Here is a 26,871-nt window from a genome sequence, read left to right on the forward strand (position 1 = left end):
AATTTTAATCTAATAAAATTTAGATCGTATTCTTTGATTTTAATTCTTTTCGGTGCTGTTTCATAAAAGTTGTCAACCAATTTAACGAATTCTTGTGAATTTCTCTGTTCATAAAAAAAGTGACCAAGGATTATAGACAAAATAAACCTATAACTGTCTTCGCCAAAATTTTCTGTTTTTGCTAGCCATGTTGCTGCTATAGTAAGATTGTCATAATCAAAATTAAGTTTATCTATGATGTCCTTATAATTTATTTTATTTTTATTTGAGAGATCTTTGAGGTTGTATTTATCTTTAATTTTTTTATCTAATTCATTAAATGGAAAGAAATAATCTTGATTTACAAGATCTACAAAATAGCTGGCATGATTATTTTTTATATGTACATTATTTACATTTAGAGAATTAGAAATATCGAGCCATTCATAAAGTATTTCTTCTTCTAATAAGAACTTGGCAAAGTCATGAATAAGATTGTGTCTGGGTATAAAATAACCGTTACTTTCTTTAATCAAATAGTTGCTAACTAAATTTTTTCTTAAACACGTTTTTGCTGACTCTGGAGAATTAAATTCTGCTGTTCTACTAATTAGTTCCAGAGAAAAACCAGTTTTGGCGCAAGCTCCAAAACATACAAAAATTTTTTTTGCTTTTTGCTCTAAACCTTTGATAGCAAGAGCGAAAGCATACCAAGCATCTAAACCTTTTACATTTATTTCTTTATAAAGATGTTGAATTCTACTTTTCTCATCTTTTAAACTTTCCCAAAATTCATCTAAGTCATATTCCTGAAAATCAACTTCTAAAGTGTTAGAAATTAGTGTTATAGCTAATGGTAAATATCCTATTAAATCTAAAATTTTTTTAGCTATTAATGGCTTTTGCTCTATTTCATTTTTTCTATTTTCTCCTACATGATTTTTTAAAAGATTTAGTGAAAAATTTATCAGGTTTTCTCGCAAATCTGATGAATCTACTTCATTTGGAAGAAATAATTCTATCTTTTGATTATCTGTTAATTGATGCAAAAGACTTTTCTTAGTGGTTGTAACAATAATCGCGCATTTTCCGCCAGGAAATAATTTTATAACTCTCTCTGTCTCTACATTATCAAAAATAAGTAGTGCTTTAAGATTTGCGAAGCACTCTTTCATTTTTTTGATAATTTGTTTATTATTTGTGTTCTTATTTAGCTTTATTCCTAGCTCAGTCAGAAACTCTTTAGCAATTTCCCCAAGAAAGTCTTCACTTTCTGCAAACCTTTCTTCATTAACTCGAACTCCATAAATTCCATCAGGAAATTTTTTTTTATTTTGCAGTGCAAAATTACAGGCTAATGTTGATTTTCCTACTCCTGATGTTCCAGAGATAATTACTATTTTTTGATTGTTGTGCTGGTTTATTAACCATTCTTGCAGTTTCTTTTTTTCATTATCTCTTTCTGTAAATTTAATATCTAGACTAAATGTTTCTTCGTCCATAAAAGGATCTGGTAGAAGAATGTTCTGCCGCTTAGCTCCGCTAGTAGAAGGCTGGCGGTCTATGACTTTTATTCGTTCAAGTTCGTGTAGTCGTTGTAAATCTCCCTCTCTTCCGATGAAGTTTTGGGTAGCTAGTTGTGATATGTTACTAGGCAGCGTCAACTTTGTCCGTGCTGATTCGGACGACTTCAGCTAATAATTAAAGTGAACCCCTCCCTCTATATTTCCCGTAAAGACAGGGGCAGTTGGATCGTTAATCTGCACTGGCGACCCTCCATAGACGTTCTGCACGTTTTTACCCAAGATTTCACCAATTTCAATCTCTTGATTAATTTCCTTAGCAAGCTGCTGTATTTCTTCGGCAAAAACTGCGTCCTCTTTTATCCCTTCTTCTAATAGGGGTGTAAGCTCCTGTATTTCTTGCTCTGTTACCTTTTCATTTTTTTCTACTTTTCCCTGAAGTTTTTTGGCTACTGGATTCCCTCGTAGCTTTGCCCAGATTTTAGCTCGCAGAGCATCCATCTTACTAAGGACGGCAGGTGTTAGTTTCTTAGCTGCTTCTCCCGCACCAATCTCTAAAAACTTACTCAATGCTAGTGCCGCGATCGCTCCTACTGTTAACGTTCCTGGATCTGTCATGTTCTGGCAACATCTATTTTAAGCTTTTCCACCCTTCAGTTTATGACATAGATTAGCCACAACCTTGTATGTTTTTATATTTTTTTATACTTCACCCAAACCTCGACACAGTGCTACCATTATTTCTCAAACTGGCTATTTGGCAATCGCACTATAGAGCAAGCGCAGCGTATTTTCTCTATTTAGCCCTTCGACAGTATCATACCAAATAGTATTAGTTTGTAGAGCGATCGCCAGCCAACTTTTTCGCGTTGCTCCCATTGCGACTAGGCTCAAGTATGCTGGTCACGAAGCTGGAAAACTGCTGCGTTCGCTGCGAGATAAAACGGAGCAATGGTGGTATTTTCTAGAACATCCCCATGTCCCGCCTGACAATAATCTGGCTGAGCGGTGTTTGAGAACTGCTGTAACTAAGCGGAAAGTTTGTGGTGGCTCTCGTTCCATCGAACGATTTCAACACACGGCTAACTTGTTAAGTGTAATTCAGTCTTGTCGTTTGCAACAACGTTCGGTGATTACCTTTTTCCAACATACTTTACAAGCTACAGTTGGACATTGTTCTTATCCTTCTCTTATTCCTCAAGTTTGCACCTGAATCCTTACCGTGAAATGTAGTTGGGATGGTCTAATTGTTGTAAGAAAAATTCACTGGGTGGGATGCGATCGTAAAATTGAGTTTCTAGAATATCTTGATTTTCACTAATACTAAATGATTGATGTTATAGTCCTAAATATTTTTCAAGACTTTCCCCTAAATACTCAAGTCTTTTAACACACTTTTTGCGTTCTTTAATTCTTTTAGCTATTAAACAGTTATCTACTTTTATAGAGGCAAGTTCGTACATAATTGCATCTTCGTAGTCATCATCTACTCTATCAATATAATTTGTAGCAGCTAAAACCTTGTTATAAGAATCTGAAAAATCTTTTAAATAATTATTAATGGGGTTTACATTCACTAAACCTTTAAATTCGTCTGCTTTTACAGATAGTGGATAAAGCATTATGAAAAATACTAAAAAACTATTAAAAAAACGCATTTTATAACTTAATAACTATGTTTAGTTTTACATATTATATTTATTTAGCAGATGATTAAGATCAGCTTTATTCAGTGATTTAGATCATAGTTATTTATATAAAAACTTTGATTTATAATGATTAACTCTTATATATTATGTTCTGAATAGTTACATTTCTTACATCAGAAAACAAGTCATTATAAGAGTCACAATATCGATCTATTATAGAGACTGTAGGTATCGGCGATCGCTTTAAATGTTTGAGAATCTGTAATTCTACATCCATTGCCCTCTTTGCCTCACAGCTCCTAAAAATTTCTGTTATTGTAATTTATTTTTCGGAAAGTGACAGAAGAGGGCTATGATGTCGAGCCTTTAGCTTTAGCTTGGGGTCTTGATGAAGATATTTCTCAGCTGGCGTTGCTGAAAAGTAATGATAAATGATGCAGAATAAGAGACATGAAATGTCCTCAATGCAACTCAAATCGAATTTTTAAGAATGGCTATCGACGTGGAAAGCAAAGCTTTCGATGTCGTCAATGTGGTCGCCAATTTGTCTCTAATCCTCAAAACCGACCCTATTCATCAGAGGTTAAACAATTGTGTATCAAAATGTATCTCAATGGAATGGGCTTAAGGAGTATTGAACGAGTGACTGAAATTCATTATACTACTGTCATTAACTGGATCAAAGAGACAGGAATTAAATTACCTGATGACCCTCAAGACGATGAAATTCCTGAAATTACTGAGATAGATGAACTACAAACCTTTGTTGGATGCAAGAAAAATAAGTTTTGGATTTGGACAGTGGTTAATCATTGGAATCAAGGTATTTTGCTGTGGACAGTAGGCGATCGCTCGCATCAGACTTTTGAACAACTTTGGCAAATTATCAAGTGCTGGGGCAGTTTTTGGTACGTGACTGATGGCTGGAAAGTTTATCCGATGTATATTCAGTCTGAAGATCATTTGGTGAGTAAGACTTATATGACCAGAGTGGAGGGAGAAAATATGAGACTTCGACACTATTTGGCTCGATTGCACCGAAAAACATTATGCTACTCCAAATCCCTGGAAATGCTTAAGCACTCCATTCGTCTTTTACTTCATTATTTGAGGTTCAAAAGTCTTCCTCTTTTTATCTAAAACATTACAATTCAGCAACGCCCTTTTTCTTCTTCGGCGTTCTGAAGTTGATTCATCTTCAGCGTGGTTGTCAAGTAAAGAAGCTTCGTTCTTTTGTAAGCTAGAACCTAGTTTGCGATAGTTCTCTTTATTCTCTAAATCTTGTAGTAATACCTCGATTTTTTCTTAGTGTTCCTTAGCTTCCATCGCCTTAGCCAAATAATATTCATGTTCGTCTTGGTAATGGTCTTGTAATCTTTCTAAGCTTTCAATCGCTTTTAGTAACTCTTCTGACAACATTATTGATTTCTCCGACATTGAGATAATTTACCATTACAATCGTTTCCGTAGCTCGGACAACATACTGCGTAGCTCATTCTTTCTACAACACGGTCACATCCTTTACAGACGAACTTGTACTCTCGTTCGTACATTTTCCGTTCGTGTTCTTTGACTGTGTACTTTCTATAGTGTTCTGTCTTTGTTGCTTGAACTGTTTTTTCCCGACTCATTTGGCTCTAACTTGTTTTAAAAGGTTGTACTTTATTCTGGCTAATTTTAACGATTTGGAAGCAGTGAAAAACGACTGTGATGGATAAATTCAAAACTTCCTTAAATTTTTGTCTAGCTATAAAAATGCAGTGTTACTTTGGCTAAAGTAACACTGCTAATTGTAAGTTTTTAAATTTGCCGTCACATCAATCACATCCATAACTGACAAGGTTTCTAGCTATTGCGATTCCATCATACTTATCACTGTAGTTAAAACTTATTTATTTTATGTATACTACAAAACAAGTAGCTTATACTGCTGCTCATAATGTCCTTTGATTAGAGCTTTTTACAGGTTCTTACTTCAAATATTTTGGTGCTTGAGTTGTGCTATCTCCAATCTCTGCGATCGCCTCAAAGCAATCCTTCTCCGAGCAGAATTTAGCTTTCACGCGCACGAAATAGCGGGACATCTGCTGCTTTTTCTCAACATCAGGGTCGTATTTAAACGCATCGACTGATGAATCTGCCCAATCTACAGGAATATAATTTGGTTTTAGTATCTTCTTAGCTCTTTTACTCCCAACTCTTTCTACTGTTTGAGCTAATTTTTCACTATAATTCCTTAACACTGCTATGACTGAGGACTCACATACGGGTACATACTGCCAAAACCCTGACAGGTAAAACTCACCTGCTGCTAAATCTTGGAAAATACTAGTTCTGGCTTCTTCTGTGTTCGCGACCGTTACCAAATTAAAATCTACTTTGTAGCTTTCTTGTTTTTTGTTGTAGCTAATTTGAGGATAGACTGACAATTTTTTAGTGCTGCTGCCCTGTGAGTTTATTTCATCTACCAACGCTTTATATCTTTGCTTTGATTTGGCAGTGTAGCCCAAACGATATTTTTGTCCCTCTATAGTAACTGTAAGTTGTTCTTCGTTTTTAACCGCTACTAGACTCTCAAGCACTCCGATCGCTTGAAAAATACTATTAGATTCGGGATTTTGAGAGGTTTTAAGTTGGGTTTTGCTTGTATTTTCGGCTTTTAAATTAGATGATGAACTCTTCTTGGGACTAGAGACTTTATTGCCCCGTACTTGTTTCTGTGCTTTATTTTTCGTTGAAGGAGGCAAAGAGGTTTTATTCACCATCACTGATACCCAATAAAGTAAAGTAATTTTTCTTACTCTATCGAATTTTTTGAGCAATGGCGTTGCGGAAGCATACGCAAGTCATAGATTCAGCCATGCCGTAAGCTTATCGCCATTCTTTTTGAGACTTTTTTACTTCTAAGATCTCAAACGTCCTCCAACAACAACTCGACCGCCTCGATATTCTTCTTTATTAACAGCAATCGATATCAGTTTGGCTGAAGTCGTTGCCTTTAAACAATAAAGGTTCTCCAGTATGTTTGGCTAAAGCATAAGAAAAACAGTCCCCGTAATTAAGTCCTGCCCGATGCCGTCCTTTACCATATTGTCGATAAGCACGGCGGGCAATCTCTAACTGCTCTGCATCAAAGGGATATATTTGTATGGCTGCTTTGAGTAAAAAGAAGTCTAGTTCTCGGTACGCTTCTTCTCCAAAACGGTTTTCCAAAACAATGCTAGTTTCGAGAACCGAAGCAGCAGAAATAAGACGACGCGAAGCTGCTGCTATTTGGCGATTGAAATCGGGGCGTTCTGGTTCGTCACCAAAAATCGCTATTAACGCTGAGGAGTCAATTACCATTACGCTAAGGCAGTCCTGTTTCGTCATAGCCGATTATTGTTTCGGGCGAACGAGAATCCAATACGGGTAAAGCAGCACAACGCTGGGCAATGGCATCGAGTTCTTCAGCCAGAGAATAGGAAGAACGAGAAGTTTTCAAACGCTCTAACCGTTCTTTGACTGCTACAAAGACAGCTTCAGTAATAGTCTCACCCGTCAATTCGGCTAGCTGACGAACCAAAGCATCTGTTTTGTTGTCTTTGATACTAAGAGGCATTTTTCCACCTTATACCTTTATTTCTATATTATAGAATTAATCGAAAAAGGGGTATATTAGCTTCACCTGCTGCTAGAGCTACATTTCCTTTAGCGAATTTTTTATTAATGGCATTGCGGAAGCATACGCAAGTCGTAGACTCAGCCATGCGCCCTGGCTAATCGCTTCTATTTCTCTCTAAACCCGCTTTAATTGCCGTTCTACCACCTTGCTCGGCAGCGTTGGCACTGTAACAAACCAATTCAAAACTATAAACTTTTCCTACTTCATCTATGATTGAAAACTGATAACAATGTGCAGTTGTGTAATAAACCAGGAGAATATATCTATCAATCGCTATCCATTTTTCGACTCGGAATTTTTGTTGTGGCATATTTGCAATCGATTAATGTGGACTAATTCATCTACCAATTCTAAAGCCACCATATTACCCTCAATGGCTAACACCTGAAATGGTTGCGCCCATGACCAATAAGCAGGACAATCTTCTACCATCACGCGATCGCCGATGTTTATTTCTTCATCTACATCATCTACCTTGCTCTCTATAGTAGTTTCTTCGGCTTCTATTTCCTTAATATCTTCCTCTACTTGCGCTTGAATATCTTCAGCAGTTTTTAAGTTATTATTTTCTTCATCATTAATATTCTCATCCATTAAGCAATCGATCGCTTTAACCACCTTTTCCATCACTAAATTCCAGAGTTTATTAACGACATTTATACTACTAAAATCTGTCTTAGTTTTTACTGCACCGTTAGTTATCAACGGCGGTTCATCATCTGTTGCATCGCGAAGTCTTAACCCTCTGATGAAAGAGCCAAAGCGATCGCGTCCTTTCTCTATATTCAATCTCAACTGATTGTTTAACAGGTCAGATAGCAGGTTAACGAACCTACGTAACCCAATTGACCTAGTACCAGTATCGTGACAGTATTCAGCATAATTGGGATACAGCCATTCGTCATTGTGTAAGTACCAGTTATCTGAATTACTGTCTTTGTCGCGCTTGGCTACTCCGATATTAGTTCTCGCTTCGGGGTCTAAAATTACCTTATTATCTAGCCAGTCAGCGATCGGATTGGTTTCTACCAAAGTTTGTGCTTTCATCGCTAATAGAGATGGTACGGCAGTTTCATAGTTTTTAATAATGTTAGTAGCTTCTGCTTCGTCCATTGCTAGTACCCAATTGAGTAGCCCAGATAAATAGGGGACAAACTCACCAAACATTTCTCCATTGCGATGCTCGATTAGGTTTCTTTGGCGATCGCTCTCAATTCTATTAAACATCGGGATTGAAATTCTTCTTCTCTCTAATCCCGAAGTGTAGTCGCTACTCTGAATCACTTCATTAGTCGCCACAATGGTCATTGCTTGAGGAGTAAAGCCACCGCTACTTTGTCTGTACTTAACTTCATAGGGTAAAGTATCTTGACCAGTTAGAGCTTTGAGCTTACTAACTTCCCCTGCATAACGTTCCGAATCGTTGATTAAAACTAATCTTTTACCAGCAACCGAAGCTGATTCAAACTTTTCTCCTTCTAGTTTCTTCAGAGTGGTAGTATGAGTGTTCTCAGAGCCGACAAGAGCGATTGCCAGTCTAGTGAAAGTGGATTTTCCTGTTCCTCCAGGTCCTATTAATTCCAGATATTTCTGCCAATCGCTTCTTCCTGTTACTACACCTCTTAAATAAGCTCTCATTAGCTGGACTAGATCCTCGTCACCCCTACACATTTGGTTTAGCCATTGCTGTATTGGGTAGCAGGTTAACAGAGGGTTATAGCTATATGGCAGACACCAAGTTAACTTATGTTCGGGGGCATGGGGTAACAGCTTTTTAGTTTCTAAGTTTAAAACCCCATTTCGCAGTGGTAGCAATCCTGTAGCTTCATCCCAACAACGGACTGCTAGATCCATTTTTAACAGTCCGACTACACCATTGATAAAACTAATAGTGAAGCTTGGTTTTTTTCCTTTTGGATTTGACTGAGTTATTTTAATGGCGATCTCTTCTAATTCTAACTTTACTAACTGCCCGACAAATTCTGTAGGTTCGATGCTCCAGATTCCTGACATTACCGAGCTATAACGATACCACTGCTGTAACTCTGTATTCCAAGCTAGGTGCGATCGATACTTGTCTGCCAGCCATAAAGCCAAATCTGACTGCGACCAGTTAGGAACTTCGTTCGGGCAAAGGGAAAAAGGCAAAAGGTTAAAGGGTTCTTCACTCCTTTTTTCCCTTTCCCTTTGCCCTTTTTTCCTACACTCTAGACCTTTTATAGCAGCCTCTAATTTGGCTATTAGTTCTTCGGCATCTAAATGACCATGAGCTTTTACCCAATCAGCTAAATCTCCTTTCTCTGGTATTTCTGTCCAGATGTTTTTGGGATTGAGAACTAGACAAGGGAAGTCAACTTTAATAGCTGCTGATTCTACTAGGCTGGCTTTTTTTCTTCCTGCTTCGTCATTGTCGGGAAAGTAAACCAAACCCTCTGCACCAGATTTCTTGAGAGCTTTTATAGTTGAAGCGATTGCACTATGGTTCCAGTTAGAACCCTGCCATGTTATTGTCGCGATCGCTCTTTCTCTTGCTACTTCAACACATTTTTCTCCTTCTACTGCCAACACCCATTTGTTCTGACAATTAGCAGCAGCTTCATTTTGTCTGTAAGCGTTCCAATTTTTTGCTCCTTTTTTCCACCGTACTAATCCGTTCGAGCTAGTATGTGCCTGTCTAAAGGTTTTCTCTTTTCCTTTATTGGTTTGCCACTCAAAGCGTGAAACCCATTGAGTTTTTGAGTAATAGTAACGGGTTTCTAGTGCGTTCTTTGGTATCCCCTGTTTTTGTAGCCATTCGGGAACTTCTGTTTCGGTATTTGGATAAGGTGTTTCTTCGGCTGCTTTTGGTAGTCTAGCTAATTTGATTTCATTAGAAATCGCTTTAGCAGATTTAGATGAATGGTCGATCTTTTTCCGAGCCGAGCTACTTGAATTGCTGTTCTGTCTTTCTTCTTCGACTTCGCTCCAAGGGCGAATTGCTTCTCTGATATCTTTAACTTCGCAACCGCACTTGAAAGCTTGGTACTTGCCAGTAGGTTTGTCGATTTTAAAGCCACCATCATCACATACAGGGCATTTACAGTGGTATTCTGAACCTGTTTCTTTGACTATTTCGAGGCGATCTAAATAGTCCAGAATCTTAAAAGGTGCGATGAAGCCAATCATACTACACCTCCGCGATTCAGACAGTTTGTTTCCTGCTCTACTGAATTAGAGATGCACTTTTGCTGCACCTCTCGTAAAATATAGGTAATCATTTTTTCCCTCCTACGGGATTTGATTTAACTGAAGCGGTCGCTGTTCTTTTCCAGGGAAGGCGATCGCTTTTGCATTAGATAGGCTGTAACAAGCGTTGAAAACAATAAAAGACTTAAAAGAAATAACTAGCTTTTAACGAAAGACATTGCAATTAGAATTTTTCATTCTTCATGTCTGACATTTTCCAGTTTTAGTATCGAAACATTTAGCTTTTTCCATACCACTGCATCTAGCTGCTCTTTCTACTACTTCAGATCTACTAATACCTAGCTCTTTGGCTATTTTATCTATTGCTTGGGAAGCAGTATCGGTGAGCATAAATTGCTTGGCAAATTTTTTTTCGTTATAAATCCATTCTTCTGGTCTTTCTTGTTTCGCCACTACTGATATCAACATATCTACACCTAAAAATTTAACCTACCAATGTCGATATTTACAATATATCATGATAACTAGGTAACTTGACATCAACATATCATGATGGTACGATTTATTCAATGAGTTGAAGCAGAGCTATTAGTCCGCTAACAACTCAACAGCACCAAGAAAAATCAATAAAGCTCTTTTCTTAGAAACCTTAGTAGCAGATTTAGACCGAACCGCACAACAAAGTTTACCAGCAGGAGATTTCTTAAAATTAGCTATCGCTAAAGACCTAATGAACACAAAGGAGAGCATACAACTTTGGACGGTTCTTGCTCTCCTTGTCACTCACCAATATGAGGTTAATTAATTGTGACATACGTAGCAACAAAATCACCACTCTCAGCACTAACTGTAGACGAAACACTCCTCGTCACCATCGAATTTGCACCAAATATTCATCCTACAGAAACCGAAGAGTATAACTACCAACCAAAGTTTGTCTTTGGCGACGAAGTAATTAACAAATTTAATCCTTCCAAGATACTTACCATCTGCGGGATGGAACTAATTGAAAGTAAAACATCATCGGGCAAACTCCTAAACCAACCCCGTTGGAAATACAAGGTCGATGACGGTAGCTGGTACGAAGAATCAGTTTTAATCCGCCAATCTGACACCTGTGCTAAATGCACTTACTTTGAGGATTACCACGATGAAAGAGGTCGCGGATGGTGTCACCTATTTGACGACGCAACTCGAAAACATCATGTCCGCACCCATGACTGCGATTTAAATTCTTCATCTTTACAAGCTCTCCTGTATTCTGAATACGATTACGGAGATAGGGTTAAGATCGTTGACTCCGACGAAGACCATACTGAATGGGCAACGTTTGAGGTTGTTGAGAAAAGACACAACTCTCAATGCTATACCTCTGTTGTCAATTACCTAACTCAATCTGAGTGGTATTATCAGCTTTCTTCACTCGATGAAAAATGGATAGCTCCTGAATGGGTAGCAGAAAGAGAGCTTTGTCATGCCGATTTATCTCATACAGTCGGAACTGAAGAACTATTTTAGTACCAAGCTGTTGCAGGGGTGAGAGAGCATACTCTTTCTTACCCCTGCCATTCCAAACCCTTCAATTATCTATACCGTTAACATGGCTCAACCACAGCTTCTTTCGCTCGAACTCAAAACTTTTAAAAACATAGAAGATATTGAGTTAGAAAATTTGCCCACTATAACTATCTTCTTCGATTCAAAAGGTAACTTTTTTGCTACTACTGGTATCGAAGAGATTGAAGATGCAATTTTGAGCTTGATTCAAGATCGCGATCCTAATGATGAGGGGACAAAATTGTGCGACAGAGCCAATCGCTCTGTATTGTTTTCAGTCAATCTCTTACCTGGTGATCGGGCTTTGCCCGCTGGCTTCGCCAATCGCGTCGATAGCTATTTATCTTTTGTAGCTAAACGCACACTCAAAAAAAGAATCAGAAAAAGAATTACTAATTAACGGACTACTCGATCGTGCAATTTATCAACATTACCTGCCAAAATTCTACCCGAATCAAAATTATTAACCTGACCCAAGTTAGCTGTTTGATTTACACTCCAGAACTTACAGGGGGTATGGTCAAGCTAGCCAGTGGCGAAACCTTTAATTTAGACAGACAAGCTTTAGCTACTTTAATTGATTTGCTTCACCCTCGTTTAAAATCTCAAAAGTTATGAACCAACAACCGAACCATATTGCTGCTAAAGTTTGGCGACTGAAACTCCATCTACAACGTTTCCCCGAACTTAAAGCCAAAAGAATCCAACTACGCAAACTTTTACTACCTCAATTTTTATGAATCTCCTTGACTTGAACACGGAACTACAGCAGCTTAATGAGCTTATTGATTCAGTAAGTTCTTCCTTTATTCCTCCCGAATTGAAAACTGCCGTTGATGATTTACTCGACTGCCAAAAAGATACTAAAGCTGCCTACCTCGACAAGATAGACAACATCGCTGCATTGATAGAGTCTCGTAAATATTGGATTGAGGTCAGGCAGAAAGAACTCAAACGACTGTCTCGATTAATCAAAAGCGATAAAAATAAGGTCAATTGGCTTCAATCTTATCTGCTCGATCATCTTCAAGGTAAAGATTTAAACAGACTTAGAACTAGACGATTTAACTTAACCGTCGCTGATAACGGTGGTAAAAGACCAATGATTATCGATGACATACCTGCTAGTTCCATTCCTTATGAGCTTTGTAAGGTTCGCTTGGAAGTTGACCGCGATGCTGTAAGATACGCTCTCGAATCTGGACACAAACTTCGCTTCGCTCAATTGGCTACTCCAGGTAAACATTTGAGGATTAAATAATGAAAATTAGAAAGCTCAAATCGAAGTTATCCAAAGCAGGTTTTGTCTGCCTAAGAAACCGAGGAAAAGGTAGCCACCGCATCTATCGACATCCTAATTGTTCGGTCTTTGTCATTCAATCTGGTCAAGATGGTCAAGATGCCAAACCTTACCAAATAAAAAATGTTCGGTTGGCACTGCAACAAATTGACTGTTCTTACACGGCTCTGTCTTAGTACAATAGTATTAAATAAATCTTTTTTTATTATGAATACCAAACCTAGTTTGCTAGCTCAGTTCGATTCAGAAATCGTAACCTCATCAAGCATTCCGTTTTGCCAAATTAAGAATCCTCTTAATGTTCCTCTATCTCAAATCGAAAAACTAGATCTTCCTTGGGGCTGGTTCATCACTCAGGAAAAAGCAGAAATAGCAGAATTTAAACCTGATTCTAATTGGCAACCAATTAGTCTGACTTTTCGAGAAGATAGTGCCGACAGCAACTGTGAGGAAGGTTTTTTAGCCAAACGAATCAGAATTGTTGTTTTGCATCGCTCTCAAATCGAGGTTCAGCAAAAAATAGAAGATAATAAATGGCTATACGCTGGTTTGGCGTATCAAAACGGGCAAATGAGCGAGCAAGGACATTTGACCAGAAGCGATCGCCAAAACTATCGGCTTCGTACTCGCTATTTAATATTGTTCGTTGACGACAACAAGCAATTACTCCACAAAATTCCTTTCCAAATCGGCATGAATGCTGGTGCTGGTTCGGCATTTGGCGATGAAGTTAAAGCGTTCAGAAAAGAGATTGAAGCTGCATTTTTTGAGAGTATAGGTCAACCAGTGAGAGATTTAAGCGATCGCGCCCATGCTCTTACTGTATTGGATTTACAGCTTGGGCTTCACAAAAAGGAGGGTAAAGCTCCATACGTGTGTCCTAAAGTTCGTTTAGTTCCAACTATCAACAAAATTGGTGAAGAAAGAATCGTCGAACGCAGAGATAGAAAAGTCAAACTGATAAATCAGCCTCTCGAATCTTTTATTGTTTCCAAAGAATCTGAAACTGGTCAAACCATACTTAGACTGCAAGAAGAATATAGAGATATTTTTACTAGAGAGCCAGAAGAATTAAGTGACGAAACTGTGGACGAATTTGATTCAGACGAATGACCACAATTGATTTTTCCGAGCAATTGCGCGATCGCTTTCCCAACTTTAAAGACGATTTAGAGCAGGCGATCGCACTTACTCAAATGAAGCAAATTCGACATTATGACTTCTGGGTCGATCCTGACTCTCGCAAAATGCTCAAAGTACTAGTAAAAAACATTGATGCTATAGCTTGGGGAAAGAAATGCCAGAAAGAAAAAGTGGCTATTTTTAGAAAATCTGTAATTTTGTTCGCTGAAACCATCCAAAGTTTAATAGAAATGAACGGCGACAGCGAATTCATCAATATCGAACCAATACAAAAACTTTATTCAGAATTAGTGATGTTGTTGCCATCTAATGATGTCATACAACTAAGTATAAATCTCTGGCGTTGTTAAAATGTTCTTTTTGAGCAAAAAAACAAAGAATTAATCTAAAATTTTTAATATCTAATGATTGGCAACCCTTCTTCCTCTTCTTCTAAATTAAAATCGCTAATATAGTCTCGTACTACACGCTCGAAGAACAGTGGAGCAGCTAACTTTGTCCCTTCATTAAAATGACCATATCCATAGCGAAGAGACTCAACAAATCCAGCAATATAATTTGGTTTATCTTTTGGTTGACGCGATGCTACAACCATTTCCAAAGGATTTGGGGTAGCCCACTGATCCGTATATGGTTTTTGCTCAAGAAGCTTTTTGATTTTTAATTTTGCCGAGTTTGTAATTTTATTGTATTTCTTTTTATTCTTTGTACTTAATACTTTGGTTTCAAGATATTTGTCCTGTTCGACTTTTTGATAGCAACTAAAGCCTCTTTGTTTTTGATGAAGCGTTTTCTTACCAATAGAAAGATAGACAATACAGCCAGTTATATTCTGAAAATTAAGTTTATATAATCCTGTGGGGCTTGATGGGGCTAAAATTTCTTTCCGCCTATTTTTATCTGCTTTTAATTCTTCTATAGTTCGAGTATCTTCTAGGTATGTTTCGGCTAGATATTTAACTTTATCCTCAATGATACCTGGTGCTAAATCTTGTCTAATACGAACAATACGCGCTCCTTCCCAATTATTCTGCATATTAAGTTTTTGATTAATATCAATATCTTTTGTATTGAGTTTGCGATCGCTCAACCAATCCCAAAGTTGTACGCAATTTGAAGAGTCGATCATTACCACTGGATTATTACCCTCATCAACAGAATCAGAAATAATTGAATCCACAAACTCTTGAAAGCGATTAATACGAATATTTTTTTTGTTTCCAAGAGATATGGGAGAAATATCGGCTATGTCAAAAAGTGCTTCAGTGAATGGTAGCCAGGACGTAATAACAAAGTTATGTGTTTTAGGGTCTTCGTAACAACAAGACATTTCACTAACTCCAGTTTTAACATTTGTTTTAATTGCTATGGGGAGAAACGTTTTCTCTAGTCTTCCACTTCTTCTGCCAGCATTTCTTCGGATAATTGTAATGGCTATAATTTCCTGTGGTCTATTATTTGGTTCGATATCACCAAACCATTTATTAACTTTCTCCTGTATATTGTCGATACGCCCAGAATGCGCCCAAAGTAACTCTTTAGTAGAGGCTTGAGCGCGAATGATAAATTCCTCTATTTTTATATCTCCAGATGTCATCCAAAATTGCGGAGGGCGAATAAATTGTACGCAGCTACGACCTATTGAAGCTAAGGCTTTACGAGTTGAGGGTTTGTTTACTTTATCGTCATGTAATTGCTTATTTTCATCTTTAGGAGCGGGATAAAATTCATCTGCCATCACCAAACAAAATTTTGGACGCTCAATTTTAGCAATTTGTTCGGCTACTGAAGTCCAAGCCTCTACTCTTTTCTGCGCTCTTGCTTTGGTTTTTAACTTGTTTCCAGGTAGCACTGCTTTTGCACCATGAGTATCTTTGGGAAGTTTCTGTAATTGGATTTCTAGTTTATCTCCCCATAGCATTTTGATTACTGCTTCTAGTAGTCCAACAGTTTGATGATGCTTACCGTCATAGAAAATTATTAGTAAAGGTGTTTCATTAGGATATAGTTGCTGAATTGCTATTTTATTAGCTAATAATAATTGTTTTAACTCTTTCGTTTGATTTTTTTTCTCGCTATTAAGTCTTAAATTATTAATGCCTTTTTCACTCAATTCAAAGTTAAAGTGCTCCTTGAGCAAATTATTAATTTCTTGATGGCTCATTTCATCGGGAGATTTTTTTTCAGAATCAAAAACATCCCTATTTTCTAGAGACTCTAAGATAGTATTGACTGAAGTAGGAGCATTGATAGTTCTAGAACCAGTAATGTCTTTTGAGTGCGCCATTCCTTTATTAAATTTTACCTTAGAGTAGTCCTTAAAAGGCTTAATTCCTACAGTTGACAAAATTTGAGTTATGGCTTTAAAAGCTTCCAATTTATCTTTTTCAGGGACACCCGCTTTAATATCGTGTCTTTTTTCTTGAATACCATTACGATAAGTTAGAAGAACCTGACAATCTGCTGTTGAAGCTAGGTTTTGAACGATTTGTTTGACCTTAGAGATATTCAAGGGTAAATCAAGCTCGCGCTGTAAAGCTGCAAAAGAATTATCTGGTTGCCATTCCCATTGATTAGTTTTTTTGTCTAGGCGACGATTGAGTTGAAAATTAAAAATGCGATCGCTATGGTTTTCCGAAAAAATAAAACCATTGATAGCGTTAGAATCGAAACTATTTTCTTTGAGACTACTCAACCAACGCTTTTTGCCGACATCTACTTTTATTAATGGTTGGGATAGGGAAGGAAAAGTAATAATCTTTAGGTCTACAAATAAGCTAAATAAACCTTTATTCTCAAGCTCAATTGGATTAGTTACTAATTGAACGCTATTTCCAGATTGGCTAGTAATAATACGCTTAATGCCCCCTAATTCTGTAAAAATTTCGTGTTCGGCAATTAATCTGACCAAATAATCGGCTAATGCTGTGAAAGAATATTTGTTATTTGGTTTGGCAGTGCCACTTTCTTCGTGTTGTAACCAAGGAAAGATCTGAGATTGGAATGGATTAATTGATAAAAGAAGATTATCTAACTGTAGTTCTCTTAATTGTTCTATAATATCTTCATCTATTCCTTCTTTCTCTCTATAAGGAACGAGATAATTCTCCAGCCAATCATTGAGAATTGGTTTTAATTTTTTTACGATTTCTTCTCGATCTCCACCATCTAGATATGCAAAAGGATCTATTCTGTAGTCCCTGCCGTTTATTGCCGACTTACTCAAACCCATATTAGATTCAATTCGAGTGACGTTAGACAGCTTAATTTCCAAAAAACATCTTAAAGAAGCATAGGGGAGATTTTTTATTTGCTTTATTTCCTTCAGTATTTTTGAAAAGTTGGCTAATGCTTCGTTTGTCCAAGAAATTGTCCAACCGTTAACCGTGTCAGGAGCCAAATCATTAGGGATAGTAAAAACTAAAGGAATCGTGGCAGTTTTTCTTGCGTTTCCCAATTGAATATATTTTTTGGGTAGTAATACTTCTAATTTGGCTGAGATCAACCAGACAAATTGATGAAAATTATTTTGAGCCAATATAGAAAGAGTAAATATTCCTACCTTCTTACTGAAATCTTCTCTAGCAAATGGATCTAATTCGTACATTTTGATTTGTTCTAATTCTTGAGATTGAGTCATAGTTAATTACATATCTAGTAAAGGATCGAAGTCTTCGTAGTCATCGTCTTCATAAACTGAATCTTCTGACTGAAATAATTTTGGGGGATAAATTACCTTGCCTACCTTCCTTAAAGGTTCGAGAAAAGTGCCGTAAAGTTCTTGATATATCTGGCGAATTACAGGATCGGGGTGCTTTATGTACTCTTCTAAAATGACGCGCATTTGAACGAGCATACTGTCGCGGGGAGAATCAGGTTTTCCTCTCGCCGATTGGGGAGCCCAGGCTGCATCAATAAAGTAAACTGACACTGGACAACCATTCCTCATACCTCGTCCAATTGTTTGTAAGATTGCTACCATTTGATTGGCAGTGAAGGGTTTAAATAGCTCTGCACCCAATCTGCTAGCCATTAATGGCTCTTGTAGCAGTCGTTTTGTATCGCGGTAAATATCTCTTCTCGCAGTCTCCCAAGCTAGATCGATGTCTGCTAATTGGTCTTCTGGAGAAAATGTATAGCGGTCGAATGCTTGAGTCGCACGTCCTGCCAAACTGTACAATAGCTGCGTGTCATCAGTGGTAGGGTGAGGACGAGTTAGAAAATAAATCGAACCAATAGCAGCATCTCTTTCTCGCGCACCTTTGGTAAAGACAATATTGACTCCACGACCAATAGCCAACATGGGAAAAATAATTAGATCGCAAGCCTCATCATCGCCCAAAGCCTCGCATTGAGAAGTAGTAACATAATCAGAAGGTTTTTCTCCTTCTTCAAGATGACGCACCACAGCTTTAGTACGTTTACCCAGATCTGGATAATTTCGGTCGAGATATTTCTTAATATCTCTTACTTGTTGATAACCGTTAACTACAAAAGCAGCTTTACGATAAATATCATTTCTGACATCAAAGTTTCTAATCGCTTTTCTGACTTCTGACTTCTCACCATTTTTTACTAACTCATCAATCATTTTGCGTAGGTTAGTATCTCTTAGTTCGCCAGCACCGCTATAGCGTAATGGTTCATTTCGTCGTTCTTTATCTAGAAAATATTGAAAATAGTATTTACTCGATTCTGCTGGCTGCTGGTTTAGTTTAGGTTTGAGTAAATAGTTGGGATGAACATCAATATGATAAGCGGGACTGGCTTCCAAATAAGAAGTAGCAGAAGTCATCAAAACTACTGGTGCATCTTTTCTTCCGTCGGCAGCTAGTAAACGGTCAAAACGGTGCATCAACATTCGAGGCGCACCAACAAAAATAATATAAGACAGAGAAATATTACTAGAGTTGTTACGATTGGTATGAGCATTTTGTTCTTTATATTTAACTCCAGAAAGCCTTCCAATCAGATTTTCAGGAGTAAAACAGCGTAACTGGTGTGAAAGAGGAGGATTTAAAATTGGGTCTTTGATTAACCCCTCTGCAACCATCGTCCTAGTTTCAGGTACGGTGCGTTGATAGCCTAAAATAACGAAGGTAATAGCTACTAATAAAGGAATAACTTCACGGGTGAGATGGGGTGGTTCTCGATTTGGGAAACAAATGTTAAGAAATAACAATGTTATACGATCGACAATTTCATCTCTTTTCTTAATTAAATTTTCTGCTAAATATCGCCGAAGATGCTTGATAAGCTCGTTCCAGTTGGCTTCTAACTCATTTTTATTTATACCTAAAGTGCGAGAACATAAATCTTCTTCATAGCTTTTTTTCACTGTCTCCGTACCAGTGCGGTCGTAAAATGCCGTGTAAGCAGCAGTTGACCAAAAATCAGTTAAAGCATGACTTTTTTTAAATCCTTTAGTTATTTCGGCATCTGCTGAAGTATCTCTGAGGGAATAAAATTTATTCTGGTCAAAACCTTCTAATATTTCCGTAATAATCCGCGATACCGTTAGTAATTGACCTTTAAACCGTTTTTTGAGCCGAGGATGGATATTTTGTAATAAGCTGACTAAAGAAGTATTGTGATTGCCAAACTCAGCCATATTGCGACTGTAAAGTTCTATATGACGGTCTGCCAATCGATAATTTTCTGTTCTTGCTAAGGGATTGTGAACCTGTTCTAAAATAGTTCGATGAATAGAACTATCTGCACCAGAAAGATTTAATTCTGCTACGCCGTAAGAATCTAAACTAGACTGAACCATATCTACTTCATCAAAAATAACTAGATCGAAAGTTCTAGCCATCAGTTCAAAATAGCGAATCTCCTCATCAATCCCCTGATAAGGTACTGTGGTATCCATCGACCTGATATGCCCTACCCAAATATCAGCATCAATCAAGTCTCGCGGAGCTTTATTACGTCCGCACATCGTCCATACAGGACAAAGATGTGTTTTCATTTTTCCCTGAGAAGAACTTTGCAGAATACTACTACAGGGCGCGTTACCGTATTCCCATTGAGAAGTTTCTACAGTAGAAAAAGCAGGAAGAAGACAATTATGAGCAAAAGAATCTGTACCCTCAAGAGTATAAGCAAAGCCTCCTTGTCCTCCAGAAGCAGCAATAGTTTCGGCTATGCGATCGGCATGGTTTCTCCGTGTAGTCGAACTTTGACCTACCAGCATTCCAACCTTAACGCCATAAAACTTCAAATCCGCCATATATCGTCTGGCAACTTCAATGGAAGGAAAAACCAGCATTACTTTGTATCCTTTCTTTCCCAACCAAACCGCACTAACCATCAAAAGTGTGGTTTTCCCAGCCCCAGGTAAGCCAATTAAATGTTTTATATTTGATAATTCAATTCTTATTTCGGTTTTCAAACCTCGATCTGGTTCGGGTACTAATAGATCGAAATGTTCTAAACGTTTAGTCCAATTACCAGGTCTGCGTTCGGGATGTTCTCGATCGTTTTTATCCATCTCTTCTGCTATCTGATGTAATTCAGAGAGAGGAATAGAAATATTACCTTGTGGCTGTCGATTAATGTTATGGGTTCTGCGACTAGCTAGCGGTGTAGTAATCGGAGAGATTGGTAAACGAGTCGATGTAGCGAGATCTCCAAGCGATATTGCCATTTGTTGCTGTGGATTAGCAGTTGTTTTGCCATGAAACTTATAAGCCATTGGCGCAGACAAAATTTCTCTTGCCTGAGTAATTTTAGGATCTTCCAAAAAGTCGGTTTTCTTAAACTCTAATGTTTGACTATCAATTTCATATACTCCTTGAGTATTTTGTTGATAGTGAAAATCGTTATAAAGTGCGACGGCATATTTAACAGAATTTCTAGTGACATAATTCAAGGACATTTGACGAATATTAAATATTGCCTGTCGTGCGCCTTCTAAAACAGGTGCATTTAAAACACTCTCCATTCCCGACACGATTACAGGAACATATTCTAACGACTGAACTCCAACAAATTCTTCCATCAGGACGCATAGCCAGCAAATGCGCTCGTTTCCCGTCCAAAAATCGGGCTTTGGTTTAGCTCGCATACTTTCCCTCCTGTATATTCTTGATTACTAAAGACACAGGCATTATCTGTAAACTAGCAGTATCGCTTTTCTTATCCAGCAGAGAACGTAAAGTAGATAAATAGCCTGGACAGTCATCAATCAGTTCGTCTGTGATTGCCACGATTCTTTGCCGATAAAAAATCAGTCCGCCAATGCTACGATTGAGCTTGGAGGCTAGTAATACAGGACTGCGATAAGACTTGGCATCTATACCGACTGCCAGGTCGTTAATCGATACATCACATCGATCTGATTCTGGATATAATTCCGTATCTAAGCCTACCGACTGCGCTCGGTCGAAAATTGCTAGCTCATCGATTGCAGGAGCAGTCCAATAAGCCAAGATTTGCGGTTTAGCTACTAACAGTCGTTCCTGTTTTGGATCTAATCTTTCACCTACTTTTGGTGCATACTTGCTATTACATTGATGGATTGGACAATAGCCATCTGAATAAATAGACCGTTTGGGGTGAGGTCGCATTAAAGTTCCGCAATGAGCGCAACGATTGGCAAGATCTTTAATTAACCAAATTTCTGGAACTGGATCGTAAAACTCTAACACTATCTCTTGTAGAGGAGTTAGATTTTTTTCTTCTAAATAATTTACTAGCTCGTTTTCCTGAATTAGCGATCGCCTTCCTAGTAGTTGCCGTAACGCTGTATAAGCATGATGCTGTTTTCTTTTTCCCAGGCGTTCGGTAGCAGTTCTAATTCTGGTGTGTAAACGATTTTCGATTACGTTATCCTCTCCATAGCCACCAGAGATTTCAGCAATCTCGGCACAATCTGGAGTTGGTACTCGCAAATCGGTATCAATTAATTGAACATTCGCCAAGGGAAACTCCGAATCGCGAAAAATATCCAAATCCCAATATTCGTCTCGATTTAGGCTGTACCGAGAACGTGATAATAAATCATGAACGCAAGCAGCGCGATCGCATTTTCCCTCTTCGAGATAAAGACGACCTAGTTTGCACATTGCTGAATGTAGTTCTGATGGTAATTTATCATTCTGTCTGACGATTTTTGTACCAGTAAGAACGCAATCATATTGCCGTAAAATTCCTTGAGCCAGAAGAATAATGGCATCTTCTGCTAGAGCTAATTTGTTTTGTTTTCTAGGTTGAAAAAATGTAAATAATTCTTGGCTATGAATTGATTCTGTTTCATCTACTCCATCTATCCCAACTAAAATTTGCTGTTCGAGTTCTTTATCATTCCAAGAGGATAAAACTTGCGATATTGATACTAAAGTCCAGCCTTTTTTCAATAAAAGTAGAGTAGTCAATCCTTCTAATATCTGACGAAAGCCAAATTTTTGACCCTTCGGTTGAGATAAAAGCTTTTTAGATCGCCAAGCCCTAATGGTCCTAACGGTAGGTGATTCAACAGATAAATTTAGTCTGTTTATCTGACACTGCAATTCTTGCAAAAGATTTTCTGCTGTACCTTTCCAATCTCGAATATCGTCGAAATTCATTTTTTTACATCAATCAATGTAAACAGTATAGCCTGTAAAAAACATTTGGCAACAAAGTGTATCTTTACGCAAGGCTAGTATGTTCTGTCAACTATGATTAAAACTAGCGATGCTGACACATGAGGCAATCTAGCCTGAAATTCATGCCCCGTAAAAATTTCAAAATTGATTTTCACAGTTGTAAAGGAAAATTAGGAAATAATGTCAGATTCAACTAAATACAAATTAAGATTGGCTTATGTAGATTAGCTGATATATATTTATCAACAGCATCCTAGTCTGCGTCAACTAAAAATTCTCGAAGACCAACTCAAACGTGAGAAACTAAAAGATTGGGTATTTTATCTGTCTCTCAAAGTGAAACTAGCTATTTGCTAGTAAACAAATTTGGCTGGAGCCAATGGTCATAGCTCCAGCCAAATTTGTTAAACTTTTCTACAGCGCGAACTTTCCTACTACTGCATTTGGGCTTCTCGCCACGCTAAATTAGTTAGTTTAGACATTTGTTTATGCACAATGAAGTTTTTATTTACTCAAACAACTACCTCTAAAAGCATTACTTTATCCGATACGTTGACATCCATCGAATTTACATTGCTTACAGTTTGTTGAGACTCTTTACTAAGGTTAGGTTCGTATACTTTCGCCTGTTGTATGTTGCTGCCAAAATTTAGGGTCAGGTTTTTAGCAGGTACATTAATATTGGAATTAGTATTGAGGTCGTAACTAGGCACTTCTTGCCATAAAGCTAGATAAAATTTACCATCTTCCTTAGATAAAAGAGTTTGATGAATATCTTTGGTATCTCCGCCAATTGCAAAGTCCAAACTGTTTCTACCTCCCGAACTACCCACACCGCCTGAATCTAAAATATCAATCATATTTTCGATCGCCACAAATCCAGGTTTTTTAGAACCATCCGCCCGTAGTAAGCCAAAGTTAAATTCTCTGCTATCGCTGGCGCGATCGTTGATTAATTCATAAAGGTAAGTACGTTCGATACCAAGATTGAAATATTCTAAGAGCAGTCTCGGTAAATATTTACCAGCAGCTTCTTCCGATATGCCTTTAGGATATTGTGTAGAGTTAAAGTAGCCAGTTTCGGTGACAATCAGGGGTTTGTCTGCGCCACTAAGCTTATAGTAAATAGGTAAATGCCAGAAAAGCTCRTCATTRTATGGGTTTAAACCAGAKGGRTARTGATGGGCATTRTTRAAATCGGCTTTTACTCGTCCCAACTCTGCTACGTCGGTTTTAACTCCGAAAGCATTGGACAAGCTAGGAGCAATTACTGGAATATTGGCAGTATCAGGGTCGCTTTTTATTGCCCGATAAAGATCTGCTTGATAGTTACTGAGTCCATTGGGAAAGTTTTGTCCTTCGTAGGTTTCGTTTCTAGTATGATTCCATTCATTTGGTCCTTCTACCGACTCTACTGCCGCTCCAAATTCTTCTACAAGAGCGACAGACTCATCGAGATTGAGTTCTTCAGGGTCCATAACTAAATTGAATTCCATCCCCAGTTTTGCCAATTCTTTGAGCCTACTAATGGTTGTATCGTCGTCTGGGCTGACATTGGTTCTTAAATGACGCACATCTAATTCATCCAGCCTGGGTTTGATAACCGAATCAAAATTACCATAAGCAGTTTCTCGGTTTCCTGCTTGAACTATAACTCCTATTGAGTCGAGAAAATCATCGGTGCTGCGAGCTTTAACATTACTCGTGTTAACGTTATTAGTATTTTGAGCTTCAACTGCGTTGAGGACAGAAGATTTACTTTCAACGATAGCGTTTTCTACTTTATTATTTGCGGCATCTTTTGTGCCATCGTTTGCGCCTTGTTGCTCGAACGCCAGCCAGTTGAGGTTAAAGTAACCACCATCAACTTCCAAACGCAGAATTTTATCCTCGCCACCATCGAGTTCGACATCTTGTAGCTCTATTGTCCGCCAGTTTTGCCAGTCGTTGGTTCCCGTTACAGTAACTTGTCCGAGCAACTTATCATCTAGCTTGACATTTAAAGAACCAGAAGTATCATTGGGCGCGGCAACTCGAAATTTTAGGTCATAAGTACCTGCGGTAACGTCTGTAGTATATTCCAACCATTCATCGTTTGCCAGCCAGAACAAATTGTAACCACCACCGACATCATTAGTCTTTTCGATGTCTACACCCTTGCTTTGGCGATAGTCACCGCCATGATTGATTCGGTCAAAATCTTGATAGGAGACACCTGCACCTCCGTTGTCAAAATGTTCTACCTGAAGATATGCCTCTTTCTTAGTGTCACCGATGACAAATGCCTCTCCGTTAAAAGGAGTTTGTAGAGAATTTGCTGAAGATTTATTATCCATAATATTTTTTTTGCCGCACATATTGCTGTGCGGCATTTTTCGTCCAGACTAAAAGAAAGTATTAATGACGAGCGGAAAATTTTAATCAAGCACTAGCAAAAGCACCATCAAACACGTCAGGATTAACGCTTACATCCTTACCAAAGTCAAAATTGCCATCGTGGTTAACTTCAATAGTTCCCATAACATCGAAGTCATGTGAGCCACCACCGCATTTTCATCGGTCACTTCTTGAATATCTTCCTCGATTTCTTCGCTAAACTCATATTTATCCGAATCAGAGTAACTGTCTTTTGTTTCTTTCTTACTGTTATATAAGTTGTTGGTATTATCGAACAGATTTTCTAGTTGCTCTATTAAACTATTAAAGCCAAATGTTGTATACATAAAAAAACTCCAATGTTATTTGCTTTGCTAAAAATTTTGACATTCAGGACTGTTAGATTCTTTAATTCCTGCCAAGCAGTCCTGACGATTTGCTTTTTCAAGCAGCCACTTTACTCTTTGACTGGTATCTTCATCGATCCTTTTTTGACTCACACCAAAGCCAATAACTATAAATAGCACAAATGTAGTCAAGCTTAACCACATACTATCTTTCCAAGTCCAAATCTTCTTGAGTGCGGGTAGGCTGGATTTTTTCCACTCCTCTATGGTCGAGTTCAGGTCGGTTATTTTTTTCTGGAGTTGGGAAAGTTCTGTCTTGGTTTCGACCACTAAGTTCCTTAACTCGATTTCCGAGGTTTGTAATTGCGAGAGGGAGTTCGCGAGCAATCCATTCGACGTTTGTAACTGACTTATCAGCCCCTCGCAGACTTGCAGCAATTCGACCAAGGAGTTGCCGAGCGATTCCGAGTTGCTGGCTAGCCGCTCCGTTATTGTCGCTTTTTCCGAAAGGTGTTTCAGAGTCTCCAGATTCGCGTCTGCCCATTTTGATATTTCCCTTTTAAATCCTTCAAATAATTCCCGTATCTCATCGGGTGAATTTTCCAGAAATGTTTCTATTTCTCCCAAAGCTGTAAAAATGACAAAAAACTCGTTTTCTGGATCGATATCGTACTTCATCATATAGTCGAGTACGTTTACTTTTACCGATTCGGAACGCCCCTGCAAAAGTCTATCGATCGCCTCTGTTCTTTTTTGAATCCGAGAATTGATGTAACCGTTATTACTCATGACGATTCGGTAACATTTACTAATCCATTATTTTCTTGGTGTTTGAGAACTGGCTTGTCAATACTAGCAACTTGGAAAACCCCCGCATCATCAAACACCCGATACGCTTTCTTTAAAAAACTTTTAACTCGCTGACGATCTATCGAGTCAAACTGCTGTTCTTCCCTTGCCGCACCAAAAGTCAAATTTTTCTCGTCAATGATGTTTCTAGTTTTGTTGCCGATAAACTTAGGAAAGTCTATTACCTTTACCCCATACTCTTTAATTTGAGACTGGAGGTACTCATTAGTGTCTAAACTTTCCCAATCGTCACAAATTCCCCAGTTTTTAACCAATACATAGCTAACTCTTTCCCGAAAATACTTAAAATACTGCTTCAAAAGCATTAAGCTATCGTAACCGCCACTACAGACAAACCAAAGCACGAATTCAACTCCATCTTCGGGAGCAAGAACAAATAGCTCATTCTTTTCAAACCAATCTTGGAAAGGATTTGTTATCTGAGCGGGAAGATTTACTAAAGTCTGCTTATTAGTTGCCGTTAGGTAAATTGATTTGGCTTTATCTTCATATTTTTCATTCTCGCTAAAGATTGCTTCGCGACATCCCAAGCTACTATAAATTCTTTTAACATCGGGATTGCTACGATCCGCATCAAATAAAGCAAATTCAATTGCTCTATCTAAATGATATTGAACGGCAGTACGACAAACAAAAGATTTTCCAACTCCACCTTTCTCTCCGCCAAATAGTTCTAACTTTGCCAT

The 26,871-nt window shown here is 38.0% G+C and carries 26 protein-coding genes and 1 pseudogene; 10 read left to right on the forward strand and 17 right to left on the reverse strand.

Annotation, left to right across the window (positions count from 1 at the left end; genetic code table 11):
• The 3 genes from KV40_RS28035 to KV40_RS37060 form a co-directional block, all read right to left on the reverse strand.
• Positions 1-1,481 (reverse strand): NB-ARC domain-containing protein (locus KV40_RS28035; protein ID WP_172657356.1); only part of this gene is annotated, 1,481 nt, incomplete at its 3' end.
• 192 nt (positions 1,482-1,673) lie between these two features.
• A complete protein-coding gene (locus tag KV40_RS28040; RefSeq protein WP_036488176.1) occupies positions 1,674-2,120 on the reverse strand; it encodes a hypothetical protein in 447 nt (148 codons plus the stop codon).
• A 135-nt stretch (positions 2,121-2,255) separates the two neighbouring features.
• Positions 2,256-2,381, reverse strand: coding sequence for a hypothetical protein (locus tag KV40_RS37060; RefSeq protein ID WP_256381174.1), 126 nt, complete (start codon positions 2,379-2,381; stop codon positions 2,256-2,258).
• 19 nt (positions 2,382-2,400) lie between these two features.
• Between KV40_RS37060 and KV40_RS33825 the strand changes: the two are divergent.
• Positions 2,401-2,715, forward strand: a pseudogene (locus KV40_RS33825) (transposase); the annotation flags it as partial.
• A 124-nt stretch (positions 2,716-2,839) separates the two neighbouring features.
• On the opposite strand, the gene KV40_RS28045 reads toward KV40_RS33825, so the two are convergent.
• Positions 2,840-3,124, reverse strand: coding sequence for a hypothetical protein (locus KV40_RS28045; protein WP_156114220.1), 285 nt, complete (start codon positions 3,122-3,124; stop codon positions 2,840-2,842).
• A gap of 477 nt (positions 3,125-3,601) precedes the next feature.
• Here KV40_RS28045 and KV40_RS28050 point away from each other — a divergent pair, with 477 nt between their 5' ends.
• The gene (locus KV40_RS28050) at positions 3,602-4,291 is read left to right on the forward strand and encodes an IS1 family transposase (protein ID WP_036488184.1); all 690 of its coding nucleotides are present in this window, start codon (positions 3,602-3,604) and stop codon (positions 4,289-4,291) included.
• Between the two features lie 165 nt (positions 4,292-4,456).
• On the opposite strand, the gene KV40_RS37065 is transcribed toward KV40_RS28050, so the two are convergent.
• The 6 genes from KV40_RS37065 to KV40_RS28080 all read right to left on the reverse strand — a co-directional run bounded on the left by KV40_RS37065 (position 4,457) and on the right by KV40_RS28080 (position 10,469).
• Positions 4,457-4,588, reverse strand: a complete 132-nt coding sequence (locus KV40_RS37065; RefSeq protein ID WP_256381175.1) for a hypothetical protein — start codon at positions 4,586-4,588, stop codon at positions 4,457-4,459.
• A 533-nt stretch (positions 4,589-5,121) separates the two neighbouring features.
• Positions 5,122-5,916, reverse strand: coding sequence for a hypothetical protein (locus KV40_RS28055; RefSeq protein WP_156114222.1), 795 nt, complete (start codon positions 5,914-5,916; stop codon positions 5,122-5,124).
• 193 nt (positions 5,917-6,109) lie between these two features.
• On the reverse strand, positions 6,110-6,496 hold the full coding sequence (locus KV40_RS28060) for a type II toxin-antitoxin system VapC family toxin (protein WP_036488192.1): 387 nt from the start codon (positions 6,494-6,496) through the stop codon (positions 6,110-6,112).
• A gap of 4 nt (positions 6,497-6,500) precedes the next feature.
• Complete coding sequence (locus tag KV40_RS28065; RefSeq protein WP_036488195.1) at positions 6,501-6,752, reverse strand: type II toxin-antitoxin system VapB family antitoxin; 252 nt, start codon at positions 6,750-6,752, stop codon at positions 6,501-6,503.
• Positions 6,753-7,088: 336 nt separating this feature from the next.
• Complete coding sequence (locus KV40_RS32725) at positions 7,089-9,980, reverse strand: phage/plasmid primase, P4 family (protein WP_052056026.1); 2,892 nt, start codon at positions 9,978-9,980, stop codon at positions 7,089-7,091.
• 261 nt (positions 9,981-10,241) lie between these two features.
• The gene (locus KV40_RS28080) at positions 10,242-10,469 is read right to left on the reverse strand and encodes a ribbon-helix-helix protein, CopG family (RefSeq protein ID WP_036488199.1); all 228 of its coding nucleotides are present in this window, start codon (positions 10,467-10,469) and stop codon (positions 10,242-10,244) included.
• Positions 10,470-10,808: 339 nt separating this feature from the next.
• Here KV40_RS28080 and KV40_RS28085 point away from each other — a divergent pair, with 339 nt between their 5' ends.
• The 8 genes from KV40_RS28085 (at position 10,809) to KV40_RS28115 (ending at position 14,351) form a co-directional block, all read left to right on the forward strand.
• Positions 10,809-11,519: a hypothetical protein gene (locus tag KV40_RS28085; protein ID WP_036488202.1), complete on the forward strand. Its 711-nt coding sequence runs from the start codon at positions 10,809-10,811 to the stop codon at positions 11,517-11,519.
• An 82-nt stretch (positions 11,520-11,601) separates the two neighbouring features.
• Entirely contained in the window at positions 11,602-11,958 is a 357-nt protein-coding gene (locus tag KV40_RS28090; protein WP_036488203.1) for a hypothetical protein, read from the forward strand.
• Between the two features lie 14 nt (positions 11,959-11,972).
• A complete protein-coding gene (locus KV40_RS28095) occupies positions 11,973-12,176 on the forward strand; it encodes a hypothetical protein (protein WP_036488204.1) in 204 nt (67 codons plus the stop codon).
• Positions 12,173-12,298 carry a hypothetical protein gene (locus KV40_RS37070; RefSeq protein WP_256381176.1) on the forward strand — a complete coding sequence of 42 codons (126 nt, stop codon included), beginning with the start codon at positions 12,173-12,175 and terminating at the stop codon, positions 12,296-12,298. Before KV40_RS28095 ends, KV40_RS37070 begins: the two co-directional genes overlap by 4 nt.
• The gene (locus KV40_RS28100; RefSeq protein WP_036488205.1) at positions 12,295-12,819 is read left to right on the forward strand and encodes a siphovirus Gp157 family protein; all 525 of its coding nucleotides are present in this window, start codon (positions 12,295-12,297) and stop codon (positions 12,817-12,819) included. Before KV40_RS37070 ends, KV40_RS28100 begins: the two co-directional genes overlap by 4 nt.
• Positions 12,819-13,034: a type II toxin-antitoxin system HicA family toxin gene (locus KV40_RS28105; protein ID WP_036488206.1), complete on the forward strand. Its 216-nt coding sequence runs from the start codon at positions 12,819-12,821 to the stop codon at positions 13,032-13,034. Before KV40_RS28100 ends, KV40_RS28105 begins: the two co-directional genes overlap by 1 nt.
• A 31-nt stretch (positions 13,035-13,065) precedes the next feature.
• Entirely contained in the window at positions 13,066-13,971 is a 906-nt protein-coding gene (locus KV40_RS28110; RefSeq protein WP_036488207.1) for a DUF5895 domain-containing protein, read from the forward strand.
• Positions 13,968-14,351, forward strand: coding sequence for a hypothetical protein (locus KV40_RS28115; protein ID WP_036488211.1), 384 nt, complete (start codon positions 13,968-13,970; stop codon positions 14,349-14,351). Before KV40_RS28110 ends, KV40_RS28115 begins: the two co-directional genes overlap by 4 nt.
• 44 nt (positions 14,352-14,395) lie before the next feature.
• Here the strand turns inward: KV40_RS28115 and KV40_RS28120 are convergent, their stop codons facing one another.
• The 7 genes from KV40_RS28120 to KV40_RS28150 form a co-directional block, all read right to left on the reverse strand.
• Complete coding sequence (locus KV40_RS28120; RefSeq protein ID WP_036488214.1) at positions 14,396-17,641, reverse strand: pPIWI_RE module domain-containing protein; 3,246 nt, start codon at positions 17,639-17,641, stop codon at positions 14,396-14,398.
• A gap of 6 nt (positions 17,642-17,647) precedes the next feature.
• Positions 17,648-21,070, reverse strand: coding sequence for a hypothetical protein (locus tag KV40_RS28125; protein ID WP_036488217.1), 3,423 nt, complete (start codon positions 21,068-21,070; stop codon positions 17,648-17,650).
• A complete protein-coding gene (locus KV40_RS28130; RefSeq protein ID WP_036488220.1) occupies positions 21,060-22,571 on the reverse strand; it encodes a hypothetical protein in 1,512 nt (503 codons plus the stop codon). Before KV40_RS28130 ends, KV40_RS28125 begins: the two co-directional genes overlap by 11 nt.
• Positions 22,572-23,104: 533 nt before the next feature.
• Positions 23,105-24,928, reverse strand: coding sequence for a carbohydrate-binding protein (locus KV40_RS28135; protein WP_172657357.1), 1,824 nt, complete (start codon positions 24,926-24,928; stop codon positions 23,105-23,107).
• A 129-nt stretch (positions 24,929-25,057) separates the two neighbouring features.
• Complete coding sequence (locus KV40_RS28140; RefSeq protein ID WP_036488224.1) at positions 25,058-25,315, reverse strand: hypothetical protein; 258 nt, start codon at positions 25,313-25,315, stop codon at positions 25,058-25,060.
• A 27-nt stretch (positions 25,316-25,342) separates the two neighbouring features.
• The gene (locus KV40_RS28145; RefSeq protein WP_036488226.1) at positions 25,343-26,104 is read right to left on the reverse strand and encodes a DUF6753 family protein; all 762 of its coding nucleotides are present in this window, start codon (positions 26,102-26,104) and stop codon (positions 25,343-25,345) included.
• The gene (locus KV40_RS28150; protein WP_036488228.1) at positions 26,101-26,871 is read right to left on the reverse strand and encodes a hypothetical protein; all 771 of its coding nucleotides are present in this window, start codon (positions 26,869-26,871) and stop codon (positions 26,101-26,103) included. Before KV40_RS28150 ends, KV40_RS28145 begins: the two co-directional genes overlap by 4 nt.

Source organism: Myxosarcina sp. GI1, from assembly GCF_000756305.1.
Taxonomy (GTDB): Bacteria; Cyanobacteriota; Cyanobacteriia; order Cyanobacteriales; family Xenococcaceae; genus Myxosarcina.

Coding starts and splice junctions, on each gene's coding strand:
- KV40_RS28040 (WP_036488176.1), bottom strand. CDS start 2,120: ATGACAGATCCAGGAACGTTAACAGTAGGAGCGATCGCGGCACTAGCA.
- KV40_RS37060 (WP_256381174.1), bottom strand. CDS start 2,381: ATGGGAGCAACGCGAAAAAGTTGGCTGGCGATCGCTCTACAAACTAAT.
- KV40_RS28045 (WP_156114220.1), bottom strand. CDS start 3,124: ATGCTTTATCCACTATCTGTAAAAGCAGACGAATTTAAAGGTTTAGTG.
- KV40_RS28050 (WP_036488184.1), top strand. CDS start 3,602: ATGAAATGTCCTCAATGCAACTCAAATCGAATTTTTAAGAATGGCTAT.
- KV40_RS37065 (WP_256381175.1), bottom strand. CDS start 4,588: ATGTCGGAGAAATCAATAATGTTGTCAGAAGAGTTACTAAAAGCGATT.
- KV40_RS28055 (WP_156114222.1), bottom strand. CDS start 5,916: ATGGTGAATAAAACCTCTTTGCCTCCTTCAACGAAAAATAAAGCACAG.
- KV40_RS28060 (WP_036488192.1), bottom strand. CDS start 6,496: ATGGTAATTGACTCCTCAGCGTTAATAGCGATTTTTGGTGACGAACCA.
- KV40_RS28065 (WP_036488195.1), bottom strand. CDS start 6,752: ATGCCTCTTAGTATCAAAGACAACAAAACAGATGCTTTGGTTCGTCAG.
- KV40_RS32725 (WP_052056026.1), bottom strand. CDS start 9,980: ATGATTGGCTTCATCGCACCTTTTAAGATTCTGGACTATTTAGATCGC.
- KV40_RS28080 (WP_036488199.1), bottom strand. CDS start 10,469: ATGTTGATATCAGTAGTGGCGAAACAAGAAAGACCAGAAGAATGGATT.
- KV40_RS28090 (WP_036488203.1), top strand. CDS start 11,602: ATGGCTCAACCACAGCTTCTTTCGCTCGAACTCAAAACTTTTAAAAAC.
- KV40_RS37070 (WP_256381176.1), top strand. CDS start 12,173: ATGAACCAACAACCGAACCATATTGCTGCTAAAGTTTGGCGACTGAAA.
- KV40_RS28100 (WP_036488205.1), top strand. CDS start 12,295: ATGAATCTCCTTGACTTGAACACGGAACTACAGCAGCTTAATGAGCTT.
- KV40_RS28105 (WP_036488206.1), top strand. CDS start 12,819: ATGAAAATTAGAAAGCTCAAATCGAAGTTATCCAAAGCAGGTTTTGTC.
- KV40_RS28110 (WP_036488207.1), top strand. CDS start 13,066: ATGAATACCAAACCTAGTTTGCTAGCTCAGTTCGATTCAGAAATCGTA.
- KV40_RS28115 (WP_036488211.1), top strand. CDS start 13,968: ATGACCACAATTGATTTTTCCGAGCAATTGCGCGATCGCTTTCCCAAC.
- KV40_RS28120 (WP_036488214.1), bottom strand. CDS start 17,641: ATGACTCAATCTCAAGAATTAGAACAAATCAAAATGTACGAATTAGAT.
- KV40_RS28125 (WP_036488217.1), bottom strand. CDS start 21,070: ATGCGAGCTAAACCAAAGCCCGATTTTTGGACGGGAAACGAGCGCATT.
- KV40_RS28130 (WP_036488220.1), bottom strand. CDS start 22,571: ATGAATTTCGACGATATTCGAGATTGGAAAGGTACAGCAGAAAATCTT.
- KV40_RS28140 (WP_036488224.1), bottom strand. CDS start 25,315: ATGTATACAACATTTGGCTTTAATAGTTTAATAGAGCAACTAGAAAAT.
- KV40_RS28145 (WP_036488226.1), bottom strand. CDS start 26,104: ATGAGTAATAACGGTTACATCAATTCTCGGATTCAAAAAAGAACAGAG.
- KV40_RS28150 (WP_036488228.1), bottom strand. CDS start 26,871: ATGGCAAAGTTAGAACTATTTGGCGGAGAGAAAGGTGGAGTTGGAAAA.